Below are 20,247 nucleotides of genomic sequence, written 5' to 3'. Positions count from 1 at the left end.
CGTTTAACTCTGAGAGGTGCGGAATGGATAAGACACAACCAAAGCATATAGGCTGGCAACGCTGGCTGGATTTTTCAGCCTTCACCTTAGCAGGTTCGGCCTTTGAAGGAAGCGTTCCACCCGTTAACAGGGCGCGGAAGCAAAAGAAATGGCGTTCAGCGGAATAAAAAAAGGGGAGCGTGAGAGAGTCACGCTCCCTGTCCGCTTAGAACTGGTAAACCAGGCCCAGGGCGACAACGTCGTCGGTATTAACACCGGCAGCATCAGTAAAATCATTGTCGTCTAACAGGTTGATTTGATAATCAACATAAGTAGACATGTTCTTGTTGAAGTAGTAAGTCGCACCTACATCAATATATTTTTTCAGGTCCTGTTTGCCCCAGCCCTGAATATCTGTACCACGAGAAGTCACGTAAGCCAGTGATGGACGCAGGCCGAAATCAAACTGGTACTGTGCAACCAGTTCCCAGTTTTCTGCTTTATCTGCGTAACCGTAAGCGGCTGAATCACTGTCACCGAAGCGCGTCGCATTGTAAGACTTGGTGTACATCGCTGCCAGGTAAATATTGTTCGCGTCATATTTCAGGCCGCCGGTGTAGGCTTCGGCTTTATCACCACGACCCAGTATGGCTGGATTGTTCCGGCCATTCTGGTCATTAGTACGATCAGACTGGAACATAGCCGCACCGATACCAAAACCAGAACCCAGATCATAAGTGGTGCTCAGGCCCCAGCCGTCGCCGTTCTGACCCAGTACGTCACGGCCATTCGGTGATTCGTCACCGTCGCCGTTTTTCCCCTGATACTGCACGGCAAAGTTCCAGCCATCAACCAGGCCAAAGAAGTTGGTGTTGCGATAGGTTGCCATGCCATTGCCGCGCTGGAACAGGAAGTTATCTGCGCCATAGGTATCGCCGCCGAACTCAGGCAGTACGTCGGTCCATGCGCCGATGTCATACGTCACGCCATAGTTGCGACCATAATCAAGTGAACCTGCATCACCAAATTTCAAACCGGCAAAACCAATACGGGTATAGCTATTTGCAGTGCCTTCAGACTCAGCCGTATTCAGTGCAGCCTGATATTCCCATTGGCCGTAACCAGTAATTTGATCATTAACTTCGGTTTCGCCCTTGAAACCAAAGCGCAGATACGACTGGTCACCATCGGTGCCATCGTCATCTGAGAAATAGTGCAGACCATCAACTTTCCCGAACAGGTCTAATTTATTACCGTCTTTATTATAGATTTCAGCTGCGTTTGCTGAACCTGCGGCGACCAGCAACGCAGGAACCATCAGGGAGAGAATGCGAAGTTTCATTTTATTACCCTCTGTTATGTGCCTTTATAATTTGCCACTGCAAACTGAACGATTAAAAATTCAGCCGGCAAGCCATTGTTCTTTTATAAAGGGCAATAATCCACCGCGAAAATGCTACTAAATTTCCGAAACTGTTTCATAAACCGCAATAGTTTTTTCAATAAGTAAATTTTGGGGAACTAATAACCAGCACATATTGATAATAAATATCGCACAAAATGTTTACTTAATTTAATTAGCTTTAAAATCAAAAAGTTGAGTTATGTTTTTCTCAGCACTGAATGATAAAACTTATATCTCATCAGTGCCTACAATAGATCCCGCTATCATCATTTATTTCATTATTACCTTCATTCACCCCGAATGAGATATTTACCCTAATTTCCCGCCGGACATGATTGTCCGGCATTTTTTTTGCACAAAATGTCTTCCTGTCTTATTTAAACGTAAACTTAACTTCTTCCTTAAAATAACAGCGTTTGCAGACCGCACTAAAGGTCAAATTCAGCACGGATTATTCATTTAACCGGCAAACAATATTCGACTTAGAACCTATCCCAAAAGGATTTTATTCCAGACAATGATGCTGCAAGCAAAATGCAGCATCGCCTCGTAGTTTTCGACTTTCTTCTCCCATCGCGTCAGTATGCGGCGAAAGCGATTCATCCAGCTATGCGTTCTTTCCACAACCCAACGATGAGCCCTGAACTCGCTGTTTTTAATTGCCTCAGACTCCTCTTTCCCCGACTGGATATGAGGTTCATAACGACGAGCTTTCAAACAAATTTCCACCCATTCAGCCTCATAGCCTTTGTCCATACACAGATGCAGCCTGCGACCCGGCCTGCCGGTCTGTAGCGCGTCCAGCGTATCTTCAACCAGTTTTATGTCGTGGGTATTTGCCCCTGCGACAGCCAGCGAGAGCGGAAGCCCGTTCCCGTCGGTCATCAGGCTCCGCTTTACTCCCTGCTTCCCCCTGTCAGTCGGGTTGCGACCTGTTTTTTTGAGCCTGCAAGGGGCGATTTTGTCATGCAGCCATCCATCGACAACCATGACCAGTCAATGGCATCCCGCTTCTCGCAGGCAAGCAGCCCGTTTTGCCAGAAGCGTTCAAATACTCCAGCATCCCGCCATTCCTGAAAGCGGCGGTGGGCTGAGCTGGATGAGCAAATATCCGTGGCATTCAGGGCATTCCATTGGCAACCGGTTCTGAGCACAAAGAAAATGGCGTTCATTGCGGCACGATTATCAACACGTCTACGATGCGTGCCCAGCGGATGGTGGGTTTTATGTTCCGGGAGAAGTGGAGCCATTTTCTCCCAGAGTTCATCGCTGATCTGCCACTTGTTGCCCGCCATACTTCGCCCTCAAAAATTGCCATTATTTACGATCTGACAATTCCTTTTGGGATAGGTTCTTAATTTATGCTGGTAATAAAGAGAGGTAGATATAGCGCTGGATCGAATGATCAACGCTCACGCATCGATTCTTTGGCTTTATTCAGGGGCTTAAGTAAATAATCCATTACTGATTTCTGACCGGTTTTAATTTCCACATTCGCCACCATACCCGGCACAATCGGGAATTTTCGGCCTGCCCGGTTCGTTAGCTCTGCTTTCTGGGTACGAACATAGACACGATAGTAATATTGATCGCGTTTTGCCTCGTCCTGAAGGGTATCTGGCGAGACGATTTCTACTTCGCCAGGTTTATGCCAGGAAAGTTCTGGAAAAAAATCGCGGCGGGGAAAAAGTCGGTAAACTCCCTTTTTTGCCGATTGTTCGCTAATGATCACCCGTTTGATGAATACCTATTACGCGCAGAGAATTAACGGCTTCAATGCTACAATTGGCCGCTTTGTCACCGATGAATTTAAGCTATGACCGCACTGAATACCGCACAGCAGAACAGACATACCAGCCGCCTGCATTGGGGCACGCGCACTATCTTTTTAATTAACGGATTAGCCATGTCTGCCTGGGCCCCTCTGGTGCCTTTCGCACGCGATCGTTTACAGCTTACGGGTGCGTCGCTGGGCGCGCTGCTGCTGTGTTTAGGGATTGGATCGCTGGCAGCGATGCCGGTCACCGGTAAGCTGGTGGCACGTTTTGGTTGCCGCCGCGTCATGCTGGTATCAACGCTATTGGTGTTGATTATGCTGCCGCTGCTGGCAACCACAGCATCTCATCTATTACTGGCTGCTGCGCTGATGTTGTTCGGTGCCGGTTTGGGCACACTGGATGTGGCAATGAACTATCAGGCGGTCGAGGTAGAAAAAGCAGCGGGTCGCCCGTTGATGTCAGGCTTTCATGGCTTCTTCAGCCTGGGCGGCATCTTAGGCGCGGGAACGGTTAGTCTGTTACTGAGTGCCGCATTCACACCGCTCACTGCCGTTTTAGTCGTGATGGCCGTCATGCTGCTGCTACTGATATGGCGTCTTCCTGGTTTTATGAACGATCGGCTGCATCAGCCCGAACAGCCGTGGCTGGTGATCCCACGCGGCTGGGTGGCGTTTCTCGGTGTGCTGTGCTTTATCCTGTTTCTGGCCGAAGGCGCGGTGCTGGACTGGGGTGCGCTACTGCTGCTACAAAGCCCGACGATGCCGCCCGCTCATGCGGGTCTCGGCTATGCGTTGTTTTCGGTGGCGATGACGCTGGGACGCTTCACTGGCGACAGCGTCATTCATCGCTTTGGTCGCTATCCGGTCATGCTGACTGGCGCCTTAGCCGCAGCGGCGGGCATGTCGCTGGCTGTGTTGCTGCCCTGGCCTGAGATGGCGCTGCTCGCCTTTTTGCTGGTCGGTTTTGGTTTAGCTAATACGGTGCCGATGTTGTTCAATGCTGTCGGGAATCAACAGGATATGCCAGCAAACCTGGCGATTTCAGCCATGACAACGCTGGGATATGCGGGTATTCTCTCAGGTCCGGCCTTAATCGGATTCATTTCTCAATGGTTCAGCCTCAGCGGCGCGTTTTTGCTAATTGCGCTATTACTGCTAGCTGTGGCGGCCAGTGCGCGACCTATTGCGCGATAATTCAGGTATCTGAGACGTTATGTTGTATAAGTTTCCCCTGACATCAGGCAATGTCACCCGCTTTTTTGTGGTTTTCAATCTGGTGCTGTTACTGGCGCTGGGCTTTGTGGTGCACAACTCGGTGAACGCCTGGCTGACCGAAAAACGTTATGCCATGACTGACGTGGCGCGCGCCATGCAAAAACGCATTGATGCTTACCGTTTCGCCACCTGGCAGATTTATGAAAATCTGGCTACCAGTGCAGCGGGATCGACGCCGACCAGCAGCCTGCAGGAGACGCGTCTGCGCCCTGATGTTTATTATCTCGAAAAAACCCGTCGCAAAACCGAAGCGCTGATTTTTGGATCACATGACAGCAGCACGCTCGACATGACCATGCGTATGTCCAGTTATCTGGATACGTTGTGGGGTACAGAAAATCCAACCTGGTCGATGTATTTTCTGAATGGGCAGGATAACAGTCTGATTATGATCTCAACGCTGCCGCTGAAAGATATGGCGACACGTTATAAAGAAAGCGCCATCAGTTCGCTGGTTGATGGACGCCGTGCTGAGATGCTTCAGCAGGCCAATGCGCTGGACGAGCGAGAAAGCTTTTCGCCGCTGCGCCATTTATCCTTTCAGAACGACCACTATTTTACCGTGCGCACCACCTTCAATCAGCCAGGCCATCTGGCAACGGTGGTGGCATTTGATCTGCCAATTAATGACCTGATCCCACAGAATATGCCGTTGGAAAACTTCCAGCTGCGTCAGGTCGCGGCGTTGCCGAGCAGTACCGATCAGGAAGAGGCAGAGAACACGCAAATTTCTTTGGCAAACCCTAACTTAGAAATTGCCGCCACGCTGCCGAGCACCTCGTTACAGCTGGTATATCGCGTTCCGGTTACCCGCTTATTTATCGATACGCTACACAATTTGTTATGGCCGCTGCTGAGTAACCTGCTGCTGTTCCTGCTGTCGCTTGCGGGCATGGTGCTGCTGCGTCAGCAGTCGCTGCGTCCCAGCGAGAACCAGAGTGCGGAACTTGATTCGCTGCGGGTTCTGAATGAAGAGATCGTCGCCAGCTTGCCGGTCGGCTTACTGGTATATGACTTTGCCAGCAACCGTACTTTGCTGAGCAATAAAATTGCAGAGCACCTGTTGCCTCATCTTAATTTACAAAAAATCATCAATATGTCAGACCAACATCAGGGCGTATTGCAGGCAACCATTAATAACGAAGTGTATGAAATCCGTCACGCACGCAGCATGCTATCGCCGCATACCCAGCTATTTATGATGCGCGATCAGGATCGTGAGTTGCTGGTGAATAAGAAGCTGCAAAAAGCGCAGCAGGTACTGGATCGTAATCACCAGATGCGTCAGCAACTGCTACAGAATCTGGGCCATGCGATAAATGTGCCGCTGGAAAAAATGGTGGCCCAACTGGTGCAACTGAGTCAGCACGATCACAACGAAGCCGTGCTTGACGTGCTGGATGAAAGCCAGGGTTTATCACGCCTGGTCGATGATATTGTGCTGCTGAATCGCCTTGAAGCGCACGACTGGTCGCCTGACGCCACGGTATTTAATTTACAAGAATTGTTAGATGAAATCGCGCTGGAAAGTTTGCCGCTGATGCGCCGCAAAGGCTTATCACTGGTGGTTAATAATCATCAACCTAATGATGAAATGCGTTTTGGCGATCGTCGTGCGCTGCGAAAAGTGCTGACCACGCTGGTGCATTATGCGTTGACCACCACGCGCTGGGGTAAGATTTCACTTGATGTAAAAACGCCTGAACAACATGCCGATCGCCTGAGCATTGAGCTGGTAGATACCGGTGCAGGCTTAACAGTAGATGAACTGGCCAATGTTGATTTCCCGTTCCTGGGTGATACCAGCCAGGATCGCTACGGTCAGGCTTCTGGCATGGCGTTTTTCTTGTGCAAACAGCTCTGTAAACAGATGGGCGGCAGCCTGGAAATCGTGGCAAAAGCCGACATCGGTACGCGTTATAACATCCAGTTGCCGCTCGCGCTGGAGCAAAGAAGTGTAGAGGAAGAAGAGAAAATTCTTGATGGCGTGACCGCATTAGTGGAAATCGCTATGGAAGATGTGCACAAAATCGTGTGTCGTCATTTGGAAAACTGGGGCGCACGTTGCCTGACGCCTGATGAACGTATTTCAGGACAAGATCATGACGTGCTGGTGACAGACGATCCGGCAAAATTAACGGGCTGGGCACTGCTGCTGGCTGAGGATGAACTTGGCCATCATGCGTTGAACGACCAGCAATATCGGGTCAATTTCAATCTGAGCAGCGCGTTACTTGATGCGCTGCTGGCGCTGATTGAGAAGCAATTGTCCCATGATGTTATGGAGGATAACACTGAAACAGAGGCTGCCACGCCACTTATGAGCGGGGGTTATTTCCAGCTATTCACTGAGACAGTACCGGATGATGTAAAGAGATTGTATACTGAGTCGGCGGAAAAGGATTACGCCTCGCTTGCTCAGACAGCGCATCGCCTAAAAGGCGTGTTTGCCATGCTCAATTTGCTACCAGGCAAACAGCTTTGTGAAGAGTTAGAACAGCACATTAATGTGTGTGACGATTCAAACATTACAAATACCATCAGTGATATTGACGCTTACGTCAACCAACTGCTGCAGCAAGGTAACCAATAAGATGAATAACTTAAACGTAATTATTGCCGATGACCATCCAATTGTTCTTTTCGGTATCCGAAAATCACTGGAACAGATTGAATGGGTTAATGTTGTAGGTGAGTTCGAAGACTCAACAGCACTGATTAACAACTTGTCCAAACTGGATGCTAACGTTCTGATCACCGACCTTTCTATGCCAGGTGAAAAATACGGCGACGGCATCACGCTGATTAAATACATTAAACGCCACTATCCCGATCTGTCGATTATCGTTCTGACCATGAACAATAACCCGGCCATTCTGAGTTCAGTACTGGATCTGGATATTGAAGGGATTGTGCTGAAGCAAGGCGCACCTACCGATCTGCCGAAGGCGCTGGCTGCCCTGCAGAAAGGCAAAAAATACACGCCAGAAAGCGTAGCAAAATTACTTGAGAAGATCAGTGCCGGTGGTTACGGCGATAAGCGTTTATCGCCGAAAGAGAGTGAAGTCCTGCGTTTGTTCGCCGAAGGTTTCCTGGTAACGGAAATCGCTAAAAAGCTGAATCGCAGTATTAAGACCATCAGTAGCCAGAAAAAGTCGGCGATGATGAAACTGGGCGTGGATAATGACATTGCTCTGCTGAACTACCTCTCTTCCGTGAGCGCGACGCAAGTCGAAAGAGACTAAGTGGTTTCCGGCAGTCATACATCCAGCCACGCTTCGGCTGCTGACAAACCTGAAGCGCGGAAAGCACAGGCCGAAAAGTAAAGCGTTCCGCGCCATGAACGGCGCGAACCGAGCCGTCAGGGATGACGTTTCTGCAACTTTACTATCGTCTGTGTGATTTGCGCTGGCAGGCTCAGGCGGTGCGTTCAGTACCGCCTTTCTCTTTCGCCCTACCCTTACCGCGCTATCCTTGCCGCGCTTTGCGTACCCGTTCAGCATAAATTGCCAGCGTCACTTTTAGCACGTCTAACGTCACCGGTTTCGACAGGCAATTGTCCATCCCCGCATCCATACAGCGCTGTTTCTCTTCCGCTAAGGCATTCGCCGTAACGCCAATGACAGGGAAAACATGACCTAACTGGCGTAAACGCTGTGTCAGGCGGTAACCATCCATATTTGGCATATTAACGTCGGTAAGGACAATATCGATCTCATTGCGACTTAATACATTGAGCGCATCCACGCCGTCCTGAGCCGTTTTGACCTGATAACCTAATGTTCCCAGCTGCTCAGACAGCAACATACGGTTTATCGGATGATCGTCAACGATCAGGACCATCAGATCGTCGTTATGTACTTTTTCTTCGACAGGACCCACTAGCAGTAGCGTATCAGCGGCCTCACTCTCGACAGCAATGCGATAGATGCGTGCCAGCAACGTTGGCAGTTCATGTAAAGTGGCTGTGCTATGAACCCAGCGCCCCGGCTGGTATTCACGCGGCATATCGGCATGCCCACCATTAAAGATGATACCGGCACGCAGCGGTGTATCGATCTCTGGCTCATAATCAGACAGCAAGACGTCATCGCTGCCCGCCTTGCCATTATATTCAGCGACCTGAATCCCCTGCTGCTGCAATAACCGTTCGATAAACTGCGCCAGATATTCATTACGCATCGCCAGCCAGATAGTTTTATCCTGCATTCCTTCCAGCAGCGGCGGCGAAGGCTGTTGCCCTTTATAAATGGGAATGCGCACGATGAACTGGCTACCCATAGCGGGTTCAGAGTCAAACTCAATATCGCCATCCATCATGTTGATCAATTTTTCACAAATTGCCAGCCCCAGGCCGGTTCCCTGGAAATTACGCTGTACGCCGCTACCCACCTGGAAAAACGGATCAAACAAACGCGGCATTTCTTTCGCCGGAATGCCGACGCCGGTATCACGTACGCGGAACGCCAGATACCCCTCGCACACGTAGGCGTGCAGAATAATGCAGCCGGTATGGGTAAACTTAATGGCGTTGTTCAACAGATTAGAGATGACCTGCTGCAAGCGCAGCGGATCGCCATCCAGCGACTGCGGCACATCGTGTTCGATGTAACAATATAATGTCAGGCGTTTTTTCACTACCAGCGACAGATAATTGCCCACAATGTGGGTAATTACTTCACGCGGCGCAAACGGACGCGGCTCAATCTTTAGCTGTTCCGACTCAATTTTTGAGAAGTCGAGAATATCGCTGATGATTTTGAGCAACAGGCTGGAAGAGTTATTCATCGCCGTAACCAGAGAGTCCACGCTGGCTGGCAACTTTTTGGTTTGCAGCAAGTCAAGGTTGCCGATGATGCCGTACAAAGGCGTTCGCAGCTCGTGGCCGACGGTCGCCAGGAACATGGATTTTGACTGGCTGGCCTGCTCTGCTGCGTGCGCCATCTCCTGTAATGACTGTTCCATGCGCACGCGCGCAGAAACATCCACTAATACGCAAATCGCTACGTTTTCGTTGCGATAGCGTGAATGCACAAAACTGATTTGCAGGTTGGTATTGCTACCGGTAAGCACATCAACAAAGTTAACCTGCTGCCCGCCAATGATTTCATTAAGGCGCTGGCGATCTTCCTGCGTCAGCAGGGTCAGATAGTTATGCGCCAGTTCGTTACTCAGAATATTGGTGCCGTCGCTGGTGCGCAGAATACAAATGCCTACCGGTGCTGAAGCGACAATTTTACGGTTGAACTGTTCATGTTCTTCCAGCCGATGGGCGTTCTCTTCAGCAGGCAGAAACATACGGCGCTCAAACAGCCAGGCAAACGTAAACAGCAATACCGCGCTAAGTACATTCAGTAGCAACGCGCTAATCATCAACAGCTTGAGTTGATCAACCAGCACATCGGTGGAAACCGACCACACTACATTTAAGTCAGACGGTGGCAGCGGCTTTTTCAGCACCAGCTGGCGATAACCATCCAGGTAGCCAAACCAGGTTTTTTCATCGGGCAAATCATCCATTGCAAAGCCAACGCCGCAACGGCGCGACGTAATTAACGGACGATAGTTACTGTCGGTAATGGTAGCAACGACAGGCAAATTACCCGGCTGAATAAATTCGTCGAGGCGGATATTCTGCTCAACGCCAAGCAGCGCCTGCAGTTTATTGGCAACATATACCGGCATCACCATATAGAAATTGCCAATGCCAGGCTGCGTGCTGTTGTTTATCCAGTATATCGGATTGCGCCGTTCTTCTTCATTGCTGTTGCGGTAGTGCAGGACATGCTCGCGCAAGGTTTTCAGGCTGCGTTCACGATCGACACTGCTGCTGCCGATGGTGAAATCGGCGAGGCACTGATTTTCTCCTCCAATAAAGAACATGCGATTAAGTTCGTAAGACGAGGCGAAATTGCTTTTCCAGTAGTTGATGTAATAGCTCAGCGAATCCAGTGAGCTGCGCCAGGCTTTACTCATTGAAGTGCAATCGCCATCGGAAAACAGCGGCGTGAATTGGGGTTGAGTCGATTTGCCGGGCATCATGCCGGTCAAAACATCCAGCCCATTGTTGGCATTGGTTAAGCGGTTTTCGGTGATAAATTTCAGTTCACGCAACATGTCGGCTGAGTGCCGAACGTACCATTCTGTCAGGCCGTAATTACTGGAGAATTCCTGACGCACCTGGTTCTCTTTTTCATGAAGCACATTGATGATATGGAACGAGGTAAGCACCGCGCCCAACAACCAAATCAATAGCGCCAGCGCTCTGAATAAGTAGCGCGAAATGCGAAGTGTGGTGCGAAAAGAGACAAGATATTTCAAAGGAAACTCGCAGTTGGCAAGGTGAATCGCGTGATGAATGTGGAATGCCCATACACTAGCTTTATCATGCGAAAAAAGCCAGCCGGGGGCTGATCTGACAGGGATTTAGGAACAGGGAACGTTGGCGTATCAGGGTTTCAGACGTAACGATCCAGCAACCCGTATTAACAGGCGCTGCGTAAAATTTAATGCGGTTCAGTTGAGGCAGGTAAGCCATTAGATAAAAACGGCAAGTCGGGTTTCCCCTGACCTGCCGTTTACCGTTAAGCCTGAATTTCAGCCTGGCACAACATTACTCTTCGTCGTCAGCCGCTTCGTCTTCATCGTCGATGTCAGCTTCCGGTGCAATATCGTCATCACCTTCTGCGACGCTGCCATCAATGGAATCTAACTCTTCTTCCTCAACCGGTTCAGCCACACGCTGCAGACCCACTACGTTCTCGTCTTCTGCGGTACGAATCAGAATGACACCCTGCGTATTACGGCCCACGATACTGACTTCTGAAACGCGCGTGCGAACCAGTGTACCCGCATCGGTAATCATCATGATCTGATCGCTGTCAACGACCTGCACCGCACCAATTACCGGGCCGTTACGTTCAGTGACTTTGATCGAGATAACGCCCTGAGTCGCACGCGATTTGGTTGGGTATTCCGTGTTAGCGGTACGTTTACCGTAACCGTTCTGCGTCACGGTAAGAATGGCGCCATCTTCACGCGGCACAATCAGCGACACAACGCGATCGCCTTCTGCCAGCCTGATGCCACGAACGCCCGATGCGGTACGTCCCATTGCACGGACTGCCGTTTCGGCGAAACGCACCACCTTGCCCGCCGCGGAAAACAACATGGTTTCATCGCTACCGTTGGTCAGCGCCACGCCAATCAGCTCATCATCTTCACGCAGGTTGACCGCAATAATACCGGCGCTACGTGGGCGGCTGAACTCTTTCAGGACCGTTTTCTTCACCGTACCGCTGGCGGTTGCCATGAAGATATTAAAGCCTTCAGTGTACTCGCGGACCGGCAAAATAGCAGTGATGCGCTCGTTGGCTTCCAGCGGTAGCAGGTTGACGATGGGTCGTCCACGCGCGCCACGGCTGGCTTCCGGCAGCTGATAGACCTTCATCCAGTACAGACGACCACGGCTTGAGAAGCACAGAATCGTATCGTGCGTATTAGCAACTAACAGACGATCAATAAAGTCTTCTTCTTTAATACGGGCTGCTGATTTGCCTTTACCGCCACGGCGCTGCGCTTCGTAATCCGTTAACGGCTGATATTTGACATAACCCTGATGTGACAGCGTTACGACAACATCTTCTTGATTGATAAGATCTTCAATATTGATGTCAGCGCTGTTAGCCGTGATTTCGGTTCGGCGTTCATCGCCAAACTGATCGCGCATTAACTCCAGCTCTTCACGAATGACTTCCATCAAACGTTCCGCATTTTGCAGGATGTTAATCAGTTCGGCGATCTGATCGAGTAAGTTTTTGTACTCGTCGAGCAGTTTTTCATGCTCAAGTCCCGTCAGCTTCTGCAGACGTAAATCAAGGATGGCCTGCGCCTGCTGTTCGGTCAGATAATATTGGCCGTCGCGAATACCAAACTGGGCGTCCAGCCACTCTGGACGGGCGGCGTCATCACCGGCGCGCTCAAGCATGGCGGAAACATTACCCAGTTTCCATGGCTGCGCGATCAGGCCGCTTTTCGCTTCTGCAGGCGTTGGCGCCCGACGAATCAGCTCAATAATCGGATCGATATTCGCCAGCGCAATCGCCAGCCCTTCAAGGATGTGTGCACGGTCGCGCGCTTTACGCAGTTCGAAAATAGTACGACGCGTAACAACTTCACGGCGATGGCGAACAAAGGCTTCCAGAATCTCCTTCAGCGCCATAATCTTCGGCTGGCCCTGATGCAGCGCCACCATATTGATACCGAACGAAGTTTGCAGCTGTGTCAGGGAATACAGGTTATTCAGAACCACTTCGCCGACCGCATCGCGTTTGATCTCAATGACGATGCGCATGCCGTCTTTGTCAGACTCGTCACGCAACGCACTGATGCCTTCAATACGCTTCTCTTTTACCAGCTCCGCAATCTTCTCGATCAGGCGCGCTTTATTTACCTGATAAGGAAGTTCATGGACGATAATGGTTTCACGGCCTGTTTTCGCGTCAGCCTCTACTTCGCCACGGGCGCGAATGTAAATTTTGCCGCGACCGGTGCGATACGCCTCTTCGATACCGCGACGACCATTGATGATGGCCGCAGTAGGGAAATCAGGCCCCGGAATGTGCTCCATCAACCCTTCAACGCTGATGTTTTCATCTTCGATGTAAGCCAGGCAGCCGTTAATCACTTCGCGCAGGTTGTGTGGCGGAATGTTCGTTGCCATGCCCACTGCGATACCGGACGAACCGTTAACCAGCAGGTTAGGAATTTTAGTTGGCAGAACTTCAGGAATTTGCTCGGTGCCGTCGTAGTTCGGGACGAAATCGACGGTCTCTTTTTCCAGGTCAGCTAACAGATCGTGGGCGATTTTAGACATGCGCACTTCGGTATAACGCATCGCAGCAGCGGAGTCGCCGTCGATGGAGCCGAAGTTGCCTTGACCGTCCACCAGCATATAACGCAGGGAGAAAGGCTGGGCCATACGAACGATGGTGTCGTAAACGGCAGAATCACCATGTGGGTGATATTTACCGATAACGTCACCCACGACGCGGGCAGATTTTTTATAGGGTTTATTCCAGTCGTTACCCAGTTCGCTCATCGCGAAGAGTACGCGGCGATGCACCGGCTTCAGGCCGTCACGCACATCGGGTAAAGCTCGGCCAACGATGACCGACATGGCGTAATCGAGATAAGAATTTTTTAATTCTTCTTCGATATTGACCGGTGTAATTTCTCTCGCAAGGTCGCTCATGGAGCCGCTATCCCTCTACTTAATCCCGGATTTAAAGGTGCGAAAGTATATCACACTGCATTCATCTGGTGAATGTTAACCACCGATTTCACGCGCTTTTCCTTGTGTTTGAAAGATGCGCCGCAGCAGGTTAAGCGTTTATACTGAGTCCACATTTTGTCAGGAGTTACGATTCAATGAATGCACAGCCGCAGAATCATCAGCAGAACGTCGATGCACAGGAAATTGCCAAGTTTGAGGCCGTTGCCTCGCGCTGGTGGGATCTCGAAGGTGAATTTAAGCCCTTGCACCGCATTAATCCGCTGCGCCTCGGTTATATTGCGCAACACAGCAACGGTTTATTTGGCAAAACGGTGCTGGATGTCGGCTGCGGCGGCGGTATTCTGGCGGAGAGCATGGCGCGAGAAGGCGCTCTGGTCACCGGCCTGGATATGGGCGCGGAGCCGCTGGCAGTAGCACGCCTGCACGCACTGGAAAGCGGCGTAAAACTCGATTACGTGCAGCAAACAGTGGAAGAGCACGCCGAAGCCAGCGCCGGAAAATACGATGTGGTGACCTGCATGGAGATGCTGGAACACGTTCCCGATCCGCGTTCGGTCGTTCACGCCTGCGCACGTTTAGTTAAGCCCGGTGGAGAGGTATTTTTCTCTACCCTCAACCGCAACCCTAAAGCCTGGCTGCTGGCCATATTTGGCGCGGAATATGTGTTGCGCATGGTGCCGCGCGGCACACATGATGTGAAAAAGTTTATCCGCCCGTCAGAGTTGCTGGCCTGGGTCGATGAAACCCCGCTGCGCGAGCAGAACATAATTGGTTTGCACTATAACCCGCTTACCAATGCATTCCGGCTGGGTCGTGGCGTTGATGTTAACTATATGATTCATACCCGTCACAGTAAAAATTAATCTCAGCGGCGCACAGCATCGCGTTTGTGCGCCGTCGTCATTTTCCTGTCATGATGTCTTCTTAGCGTAGGTAACGCCCTCTTTAGCGGATGTGCATGTCAGCAGGCAGCCGATGCGTTTTAAGCCCAGCCGTAGGAAACGCCAGCCTGCTGTCTGGAAAAATGCGACGATGAATGAAAAATCAGCGGTCGATCAAGGAACGGAATTTTTTATCAAACCGGTTGACACGATGGCGAGCCTTACAACACGCGGCTTAAGAAATTCCGCAAAAAAAACAACCCTTGAATCATCATTTTTTCCTCTTGTTATGCCGCCGCAAATTACTAGTATATACCCCCATATTGTTATGCATTTCCTCTTTACCCCCTAGATGTAGTGTTTATCCACAACATTATTCACAATGAATATGTTGTGCATAAGCCGGGATTTCTTTTAATTTTTGGATACTCACGCAAAGGTAAAAACGCGACATGAACCAAAGTCTGCTCGTTACTAAACGCGATGGCCGCCAGGAGCGCATTGATCTCGACAAAATTCACCGTGTACTGGACTGGGCAGCCGAAGGGCTAAACAACGTCTCCGTGTCACAGGTTGAACTGCGCTCCCATATTCAGTTTTATGATGGCATCAGAACATCTGACATCCATGAGACTATCATCAAGGCCGCTGCAGACCTCATCTCTCGCGATGCCCCCGATTATCAGTACCTCGCTGCACGTTTAGCGATTTTCCATCTGCGTAAAAAAGCATACGGCCAGTTTGAACCGCCGAAGCTGTACGATCAGGTTGTGAAAATGGTGGATAAGGGTAAATACGATCGCCATCTGCTGGAAGACTACAGCGTTGAAGAATTCGAACAGATGGACGCGTTTATCGACCACTGGCGCGATATGAACTTCTCTTACGCTGCGGTTAAGCAGCTGGAAGGCAAATATCTGGTACAGAACCGCGTCTCGGGTGAGATTTATGAGAGCGCGCAGTTCCTGTATGTTCTGGTCGCCGCTTGCCTGTTCTCAGGTTATCCGCGCGATACGCGTATGGATTACATCAGGCGCTTCTATGATGCGATCTCAACGTTTAAAATCTCGCTGCCGACGCCTATCATGTCTGGCGTGCGTACCCCAACGCGCCAGTTCAGCTCGTGCGTCTTGATCGAATGTGGCGATAGTCTCGACTCCATTAATGCCACCTCCAGCGCAATCGTGAAATACGTTTCTCAGCGTGCAGGTATCGGCATCAACGCCGGTCGTATCCGCGCTCTGGGCAGCCCAATTCGTGGCGGCGAAGCTTTCCACACCGGTTGTATTCCGTTCTATAAGCATTTTCAGACGGCGGTGAAATCCTGTTCGCAGGGCGGCGTGCGCGGTGGTGCAGCCACGCTGTTCTACCCCATGTGGCATCTGGAAGTCGAAAGTCTGCTGGTGTTGAAAAACAACCGCGGCGTAGAAGGCAACCGCGTGCGTCACATGGATTACGGTGTGCAGCTCAATAAACTGATGTATCAACGTCTGCTAAAAGGCGAAGAGATCACTCTGTTTAGCCCCTCCGATGTGCCGGGCCTGTACGATGCGTTCTTCGCCGATCAGGATGAATTTGAACGCCTGTACACCAAATACGAAAAAGATGACAGCATCCGCAAGCAGCGCGTGAAAGCGGTCGATCTGTTCTCATTGATGATGCAGGAACGTGCCTCAACGGGCCGTATCTATATTCAAAACGTCGATCACTGCAATACTCACAGCCCGTTTGATGCCAGCATCGCGCCGGTTCGCCAGTCTAACCTGTGCCTGGAGATCGCGTTGCCAACCAAGCCGCTGGATGATGTTAACGACGAAAACGGTGAAATTGCGCTGTGTACGCTATCGGCGTTTAACCTTGGTGCTATTGAAAGCCTCGACGATTTAGAAGAGCTGGCAACGCTGGCGGTGCGTGCGCTTGATGCCCTGCTCGACTATCAGGATTATCCCATCCCCGCCGCACAGCGTGGCGCGATGGGGCGTCGCACGCTGGGTATCGGCGTCATTAACTACGCTTACTACCTGGCGAAGCATGGCGTGCGTTACTCTGACGGCAGCGCCAATGGTCTGACACACAAAACGTTCGAAGCGATTCAGTACTATCTGTTGAAAGCTTCCAGCGAGCTGGCGAAAGAGCAAGGCGCGTGCCCGTGGTTTAACGAAACCACTTATGCGCAAGGCATTATGCCCGTTGATACTTACAAGAAAGATCTCGACGCCATCTGTAGCGAGCCGCTGCATCTGGACTGGGATGGCCTGCGTGAGCAGATTAAAACCCACGGCCTGCGTAACTCTACGCTGTCCGCGTTGATGCCGTCTGAAACCTCTTCGCAGATCTCCAACGCCACTAACGGTATCGAGCCGCCACGCGGTCACATCAGTATTAAAGCGTCCAAAGACGGCATTCTGCGTCAGGTAGTGCCAGAGTACGAGCGTCTGAAAGATCAGTATGAGCTGCTGTGGGAAATGCCAAACAACGACGGGTATCTGCAACTGGTTGGCGTGATGCAGAAGTTTATCGACCAGGCGATTTCGTCAAACACCAACTATGACCCGTCACGCTTTGCAAACGGTAAAGTGCCAATGAAGCAGCTGCTGAAGGATTTGCTGACGGCATATAAGTTCGGTGTAAAAACGCTTTATTACCAAAACACCCGTGACGGTGCAGAAGATGCGCAGGACGATCTGGCACCTTCAATCCAGGATGACGGCTGCGAAAGCGGCGCATGTAAAATCTAACGGTCAGGCGGGAGCTCTCCCGCCTTAGTCATTTCACGGGGCCTTTGTGCGTCCCGTTCAATTTTGGACAGTTTTTTATGGCTTACTCCACTTTTTCACAAAACAAAAATGATCAACTGAAAGAGCCGATGTTTTTCGGTCAGCCGGTTAATGTGGCGCGCTTTGACCAGCAAAAATATGACATCTTTGAAAAACTGATTGAGAAACAGCTCTCCTTCTTCTGGCGCCCGGAAGAGGTTGATGTTTCCCGCGACCGCATCGATTATCAGGCGCTGCCGGAGCATGAAAAACACATTTTTATTAGTAACCTGAAGTATCAGACGCTGCTGGACTCGATTCAGGGCCGCAGCCCGAACGTCGCGCTGCTGCCGCTGATTTCTATCCCGGAACTGGAAACCTGGATTGAAACCTGGGCCTTCTCCGAAACCATTCATTCTCGCTCTTACACCCATATCATTCGTAACATCGTCAACGATCCGGCGGTGGTTTTTGATGACATCGTCACGAACGAGCAGATCCTTGCACGCGCGCAGGACATCTCGCAGTACTACGATGATCTGATCGAAATGACTAACTACTGGCATCTGTTGGGTGAAGGCTCGCATCAGGTAAACGGCAAAACGGTTACGGTTAGCATGCGGGCGCTGAAAAAACAGCTCTATATCTGCCTGATGAGCGTGAATGCACTCGAAGCCATTCGTTTTTACGTCAGCTTTGCCTGTTCATTCGCGTTCGCTGAGCGCGAACTGATGGAAGGTAACGCAAAAATTATTCGCCTGATTGCACGCGATGAAGCACTACACCTGACCGGCACTCAGCATATGTTGAACCTGCTGCGCACGGGTGAAGACGACCCGGAAATGAAAGAGATTGCGGCGGAATGTCGTGATGAATGTTTCGAACTGTTTAAGAAAGCGGCGCTGCAAGAAAAAGAGTGGGCAGAATATCTGTTCAGTGGCGGTTCGATGATCGGCCTGAACAAAGATATTCTGTGTCAGTACATCGAATATATCACTAACATCCGTATGCAGGCGGTGGGTCTCGACCTGCCATTCCAGACGCGTTCTAACCCAATCCCGTGGATTAACTCCTGGCTGGTGTCTGATAACGTTCAGGTTGCGCCGCAGGAAGTGGAAGTGAGTTCGTACCTGGTGGGTCAAATCGACTCTGAAGTGGGCGAAGACGATTTTAACGACTTCCAGCTGTAAGCATGAGCCGTTCTGTTGTTATCCTGCGCACTTCCGGCACCCGGCTGGAGTGTTCAGAAGATCACCCTAACCTGCTGACGATGCTGGAAAAGCAAAACATCTGCATAGAGTTTCAGTGTCGTGAAGGCTATTGTGGCTCCTGCCGTACGCGCTTGCTGAAAGGGGAAGTGCACTACGCAGAGACGCCGCTGGCATTTGTGGAACAGGACGAAATTCTTCCCTGTTGCTGCAAGGCAAAGGGTGAGATCGAAATTGAGCTGTAATTGACATGGGCGCCTGGGGCGCCCATTTTGCTTTAATTTTTTACCGTTTCGAGCACATCAATCCAGCCATGACCCGTGCTGACTTCACTGCCGTATAGCCAGCGACGCAACATATTCATCGCCATCATCGCCACCACTTTCTGCCGTGTCTCCTGATTATGCCGACCATGCGTGAACTTCACCCGTTGTCCCCACGTCGCCTCTGGCGTATGCAGCGCTACCGATACTTCGTCTTGCTTTAATGCACCGACTGATAACGCCAGCTGCGTATGCTGGCGCGTTGCCAGCGCTTTAGTCCGTGCCACCAAAGCTTCCAGCGTCTCATCCTGGTGCGGCAATATTTCTGCGGCGCTCAACGGCACGCCTGCGGCGGCTAACTGCCAGTTCAGCAGACCAGCCGTGAATTGTTCGCTGATCGTCAGATAAAACTCACGCGCTGTTAATTCACGTGCCAACAGCGCTGGTAATCCTTCCGTCCCTTCAAAAATAGTGCACTCCGCCAGTTGCAGGCGGATTTGCTGCCATATCTGCTCCATCGCCACTTGCTGACTGGCTGGACCGGTAAGTTTGATTTCAATGACTGGCATAGAGGTGCGATACCCCATCACGACACCTTCTGGCAGCACAAGCGGTTCCAGCTCTGCCGCTAAATCGCTTTCACCCCGACCAAAGGTGGTCAGACGTAAACAAAGCGGTGGTGCCGGCAGCGCAAATTTACTTTTTAATCGCGGGATGATTTGCTGCTCAACCATGATTTTAAATTCGGATGGCACGCCAGGGGTAAAGAACATCCAGCAGCGATTGAGTTGCAGCGCAAAGCCACAGGCGGTGCCGACCGGATTATCCAGCATCTCAGCATTGGCTGGAATTTCAGCCTGCTTGCGATTGCTGGGCGCCATGGTACGGCCGCGACTGGCAAACCAGGTCTCTATTTTTTCCAGCCACGCCTGCTGCATCACCAGCCCGATGCCGCAGGCCTTTGCGGCCGCCTGCGCGCTGAGATCATCGCTGGTGGGGCCAAGCCCGCCGTTGACGATCAAAACATCGGCTTCGTGACTGCGCGCCAGTAGCGTATCCACCAGTGACGTCATCGCGTCGCCCACCGTGCTGCGAGATGTCATCGGTAAGCCCTGCTGGAACAGGACATCAGCCAGCCAGGCTGCGTTGGTATCGACGATTTGGCCGTGCAGCACTTCATCACCGGTTGATAACATTTCTACTCTCATCACGTTCAGTTCTCCTTTTGCCGGTTGCTCTACTGTAGGAAGCCCGCCGACTAAACACAATCAATCCTGTGCGATTAACGGTTTTACCAAATAGCAGCAATAGTTTTTGCCAGATTGCCGAACGAAGCGCAAAAAAACAAAATGGGCGTACAAAAGGTTTACCCAATCGTTAAAAGATAATCAGACGGCAATTCTTATCA

12 protein-coding genes and 1 pseudogene are annotated in these 20,247 nt (G+C 51.0%); 7 read left to right on the top strand and 6 right to left on the bottom strand.

Features of this window, described 5'->3' with window-relative positions; translation table 11 throughout:
- Nucleotides 1-205: 205 nt before the first annotated feature.
- The 3 genes and pseudogenes from ompC to H2P46_RS09330 form a co-directional block, all read right to left on the bottom strand.
- The gene (ompC, locus tag H2P46_RS09340) at nucleotides 206-1,321 is read right to left on the bottom strand and encodes a porin OmpC (protein ID WP_193404824.1); all 1,116 of its coding nucleotides are present in this window, start codon (nucleotides 1,319-1,321) and stop codon (nucleotides 206-208) included.
- Between the two features lie 552 nt (nucleotides 1,322-1,873).
- Nucleotides 1,874-2,679, bottom strand: a protein-coding gene (locus tag H2P46_RS09335) for an IS5 family transposase (RefSeq protein ID WP_193403474.1) whose coding sequence is annotated in 2 segments (ribosomal slippage) — nucleotides 1,874-2,326 and nucleotides 2,329-2,679 — 804 coding nt in all. Because the reading frame shifts where the segments join, the coding sequence is not laid out codon by codon here.
- Nucleotides 2,680-2,789: 110 nt separating this feature from the next.
- Nucleotides 2,790-3,026, bottom strand: a pseudogene (locus H2P46_RS09330) (beta-barrel domain-containing protein); the annotation flags it as partial.
- A 174-nt stretch (nucleotides 3,027-3,200) separates the two neighbouring features.
- Between H2P46_RS09330 and H2P46_RS09325 the strand changes: the two are divergent.
- The 3 genes from H2P46_RS09325 to rcsB are packed head-to-tail and all read left to right on the top strand — an operon-like array spanning nucleotide 3,201 to nucleotide 7,681.
- Nucleotides 3,201-4,355 carry an MFS transporter gene (locus tag H2P46_RS09325; RefSeq protein ID WP_193404823.1) on the top strand — a complete coding sequence of 385 codons (1,155 nt, stop codon included), beginning with the start codon at nucleotides 3,201-3,203 and terminating at the stop codon, nucleotides 4,353-4,355.
- Between the two features lie 19 nt (nucleotides 4,356-4,374).
- On the top strand, nucleotides 4,375-7,029 hold the full coding sequence (gene rcsD, locus H2P46_RS09320; protein ID WP_193404822.1) for a phosphotransferase RcsD: 2,655 nt from the start codon (nucleotides 4,375-4,377) through the stop codon (nucleotides 7,027-7,029).
- 1 nt (nucleotide 7,030) lies between these two features.
- Nucleotides 7,031-7,681, top strand: a complete 651-nt coding sequence (gene rcsB, locus H2P46_RS09315; RefSeq protein ID WP_193404821.1) for a response regulator transcription factor RcsB — start codon at nucleotides 7,031-7,033, stop codon at nucleotides 7,679-7,681.
- Between the two features lie 223 nt (nucleotides 7,682-7,904).
- On the opposite strand, the gene rcsC is transcribed toward rcsB, so the two are convergent.
- The gene (rcsC, locus tag H2P46_RS09310; RefSeq protein ID WP_193404820.1) at nucleotides 7,905-10,757 is read right to left on the bottom strand and encodes a two-component system sensor histidine kinase RcsC; all 2,853 of its coding nucleotides are present in this window, start codon (nucleotides 10,755-10,757) and stop codon (nucleotides 7,905-7,907) included.
- Nucleotides 10,758-11,049: 292 nt separating this feature from the next.
- Nucleotides 11,050-13,689, bottom strand: coding sequence for a DNA topoisomerase (ATP-hydrolyzing) subunit A (gene gyrA / locus H2P46_RS09305; protein ID WP_193404819.1), 2,640 nt, complete (start codon nucleotides 13,687-13,689; stop codon nucleotides 11,050-11,052).
- Nucleotides 13,690-13,865: 176 nt separating this feature from the next.
- On the opposite strand from gyrA, the gene ubiG reads away from it, so the two are divergent.
- The 4 genes from ubiG (at nucleotide 13,866) to yfaE (ending at nucleotide 18,821) form a co-directional block, all read left to right on the top strand.
- A complete protein-coding gene (ubiG, locus tag H2P46_RS09300; RefSeq protein ID WP_193404818.1) occupies nucleotides 13,866-14,594 on the top strand; it encodes a bifunctional 2-polyprenyl-6-hydroxyphenol methylase/3-demethylubiquinol 3-O-methyltransferase UbiG in 729 nt (242 codons plus the stop codon).
- Between the two features lie 470 nt (nucleotides 14,595-15,064).
- Nucleotides 15,065-17,350, top strand: a complete 2,286-nt coding sequence (gene nrdA, locus H2P46_RS09295; protein ID WP_193404817.1) for a class 1a ribonucleoside-diphosphate reductase subunit alpha — start codon at nucleotides 15,065-15,067, stop codon at nucleotides 17,348-17,350.
- A gap of 77 nt (nucleotides 17,351-17,427) precedes the next feature.
- Nucleotides 17,428-18,558, top strand: coding sequence for a class Ia ribonucleoside-diphosphate reductase subunit beta (gene nrdB / locus H2P46_RS09290; RefSeq protein ID WP_193404816.1), 1,131 nt, complete (start codon nucleotides 17,428-17,430; stop codon nucleotides 18,556-18,558).
- Between the two features lie 2 nt (nucleotides 18,559-18,560).
- A complete protein-coding gene (gene yfaE / locus H2P46_RS09285; RefSeq protein WP_193404815.1) occupies nucleotides 18,561-18,821 on the top strand; it encodes a class I ribonucleotide reductase maintenance protein YfaE in 261 nt (86 codons plus the stop codon).
- A 32-nt stretch (nucleotides 18,822-18,853) separates the two neighbouring features.
- Here yfaE and H2P46_RS09280 read toward each other — a convergent pair whose 3' ends face one another.
- A complete protein-coding gene (locus tag H2P46_RS09280) occupies nucleotides 18,854-20,050 on the bottom strand; it encodes a nicotinamide mononucleotide deamidase-related protein YfaY (RefSeq protein WP_193404814.1) in 1,197 nt (398 codons plus the stop codon).
- Nucleotides 20,051-20,247 lie beyond the last annotated feature (197 nt).

It is taken from the genome of Mixta mediterraneensis, from assembly GCF_014946725.1.
Classification (GTDB): Bacteria; Pseudomonadota; Gammaproteobacteria; order Enterobacterales; family Enterobacteriaceae; genus Pantoea; species Pantoea mediterraneensis.
This window is presented reverse-complemented; position numbering and strand designations above follow the sequence as displayed.

What these genes read in the sequence shown, in the direction of transcription:
- ompC (WP_193404824.1), bottom strand. Translation starts at nt 1,321, where the DNA reads ATGAAACTTCGCATTCTCTCCCTGATGGTTCCTGCGTTGCTGGTCGCC.
- H2P46_RS09325 (WP_193404823.1), top strand. Translation starts at nt 3,201, where the DNA reads ATGACCGCACTGAATACCGCACAGCAGAACAGACATACCAGCCGCCTG.
- rcsD (WP_193404822.1), top strand. Translation starts at nt 4,375, where the DNA reads ATGTTGTATAAGTTTCCCCTGACATCAGGCAATGTCACCCGCTTTTTT.
- rcsB (WP_193404821.1), top strand. Translation starts at nt 7,031, where the DNA reads ATGAATAACTTAAACGTAATTATTGCCGATGACCATCCAATTGTTCTT.
- gyrA (WP_193404819.1), bottom strand. Translation starts at nt 13,689, where the DNA reads ATGAGCGACCTTGCGAGAGAAATTACACCGGTCAATATCGAAGAAGAA.
- ubiG (WP_193404818.1), top strand. Translation starts at nt 13,866, where the DNA reads ATGAATGCACAGCCGCAGAATCATCAGCAGAACGTCGATGCACAGGAA.
- nrdA (WP_193404817.1), top strand. Translation starts at nt 15,065, where the DNA reads ATGAACCAAAGTCTGCTCGTTACTAAACGCGATGGCCGCCAGGAGCGC.
- nrdB (WP_193404816.1), top strand. Translation starts at nt 17,428, where the DNA reads ATGGCTTACTCCACTTTTTCACAAAACAAAAATGATCAACTGAAAGAG.
- yfaE (WP_193404815.1), top strand. Translation starts at nt 18,561, where the DNA reads ATGAGCCGTTCTGTTGTTATCCTGCGCACTTCCGGCACCCGGCTGGAG.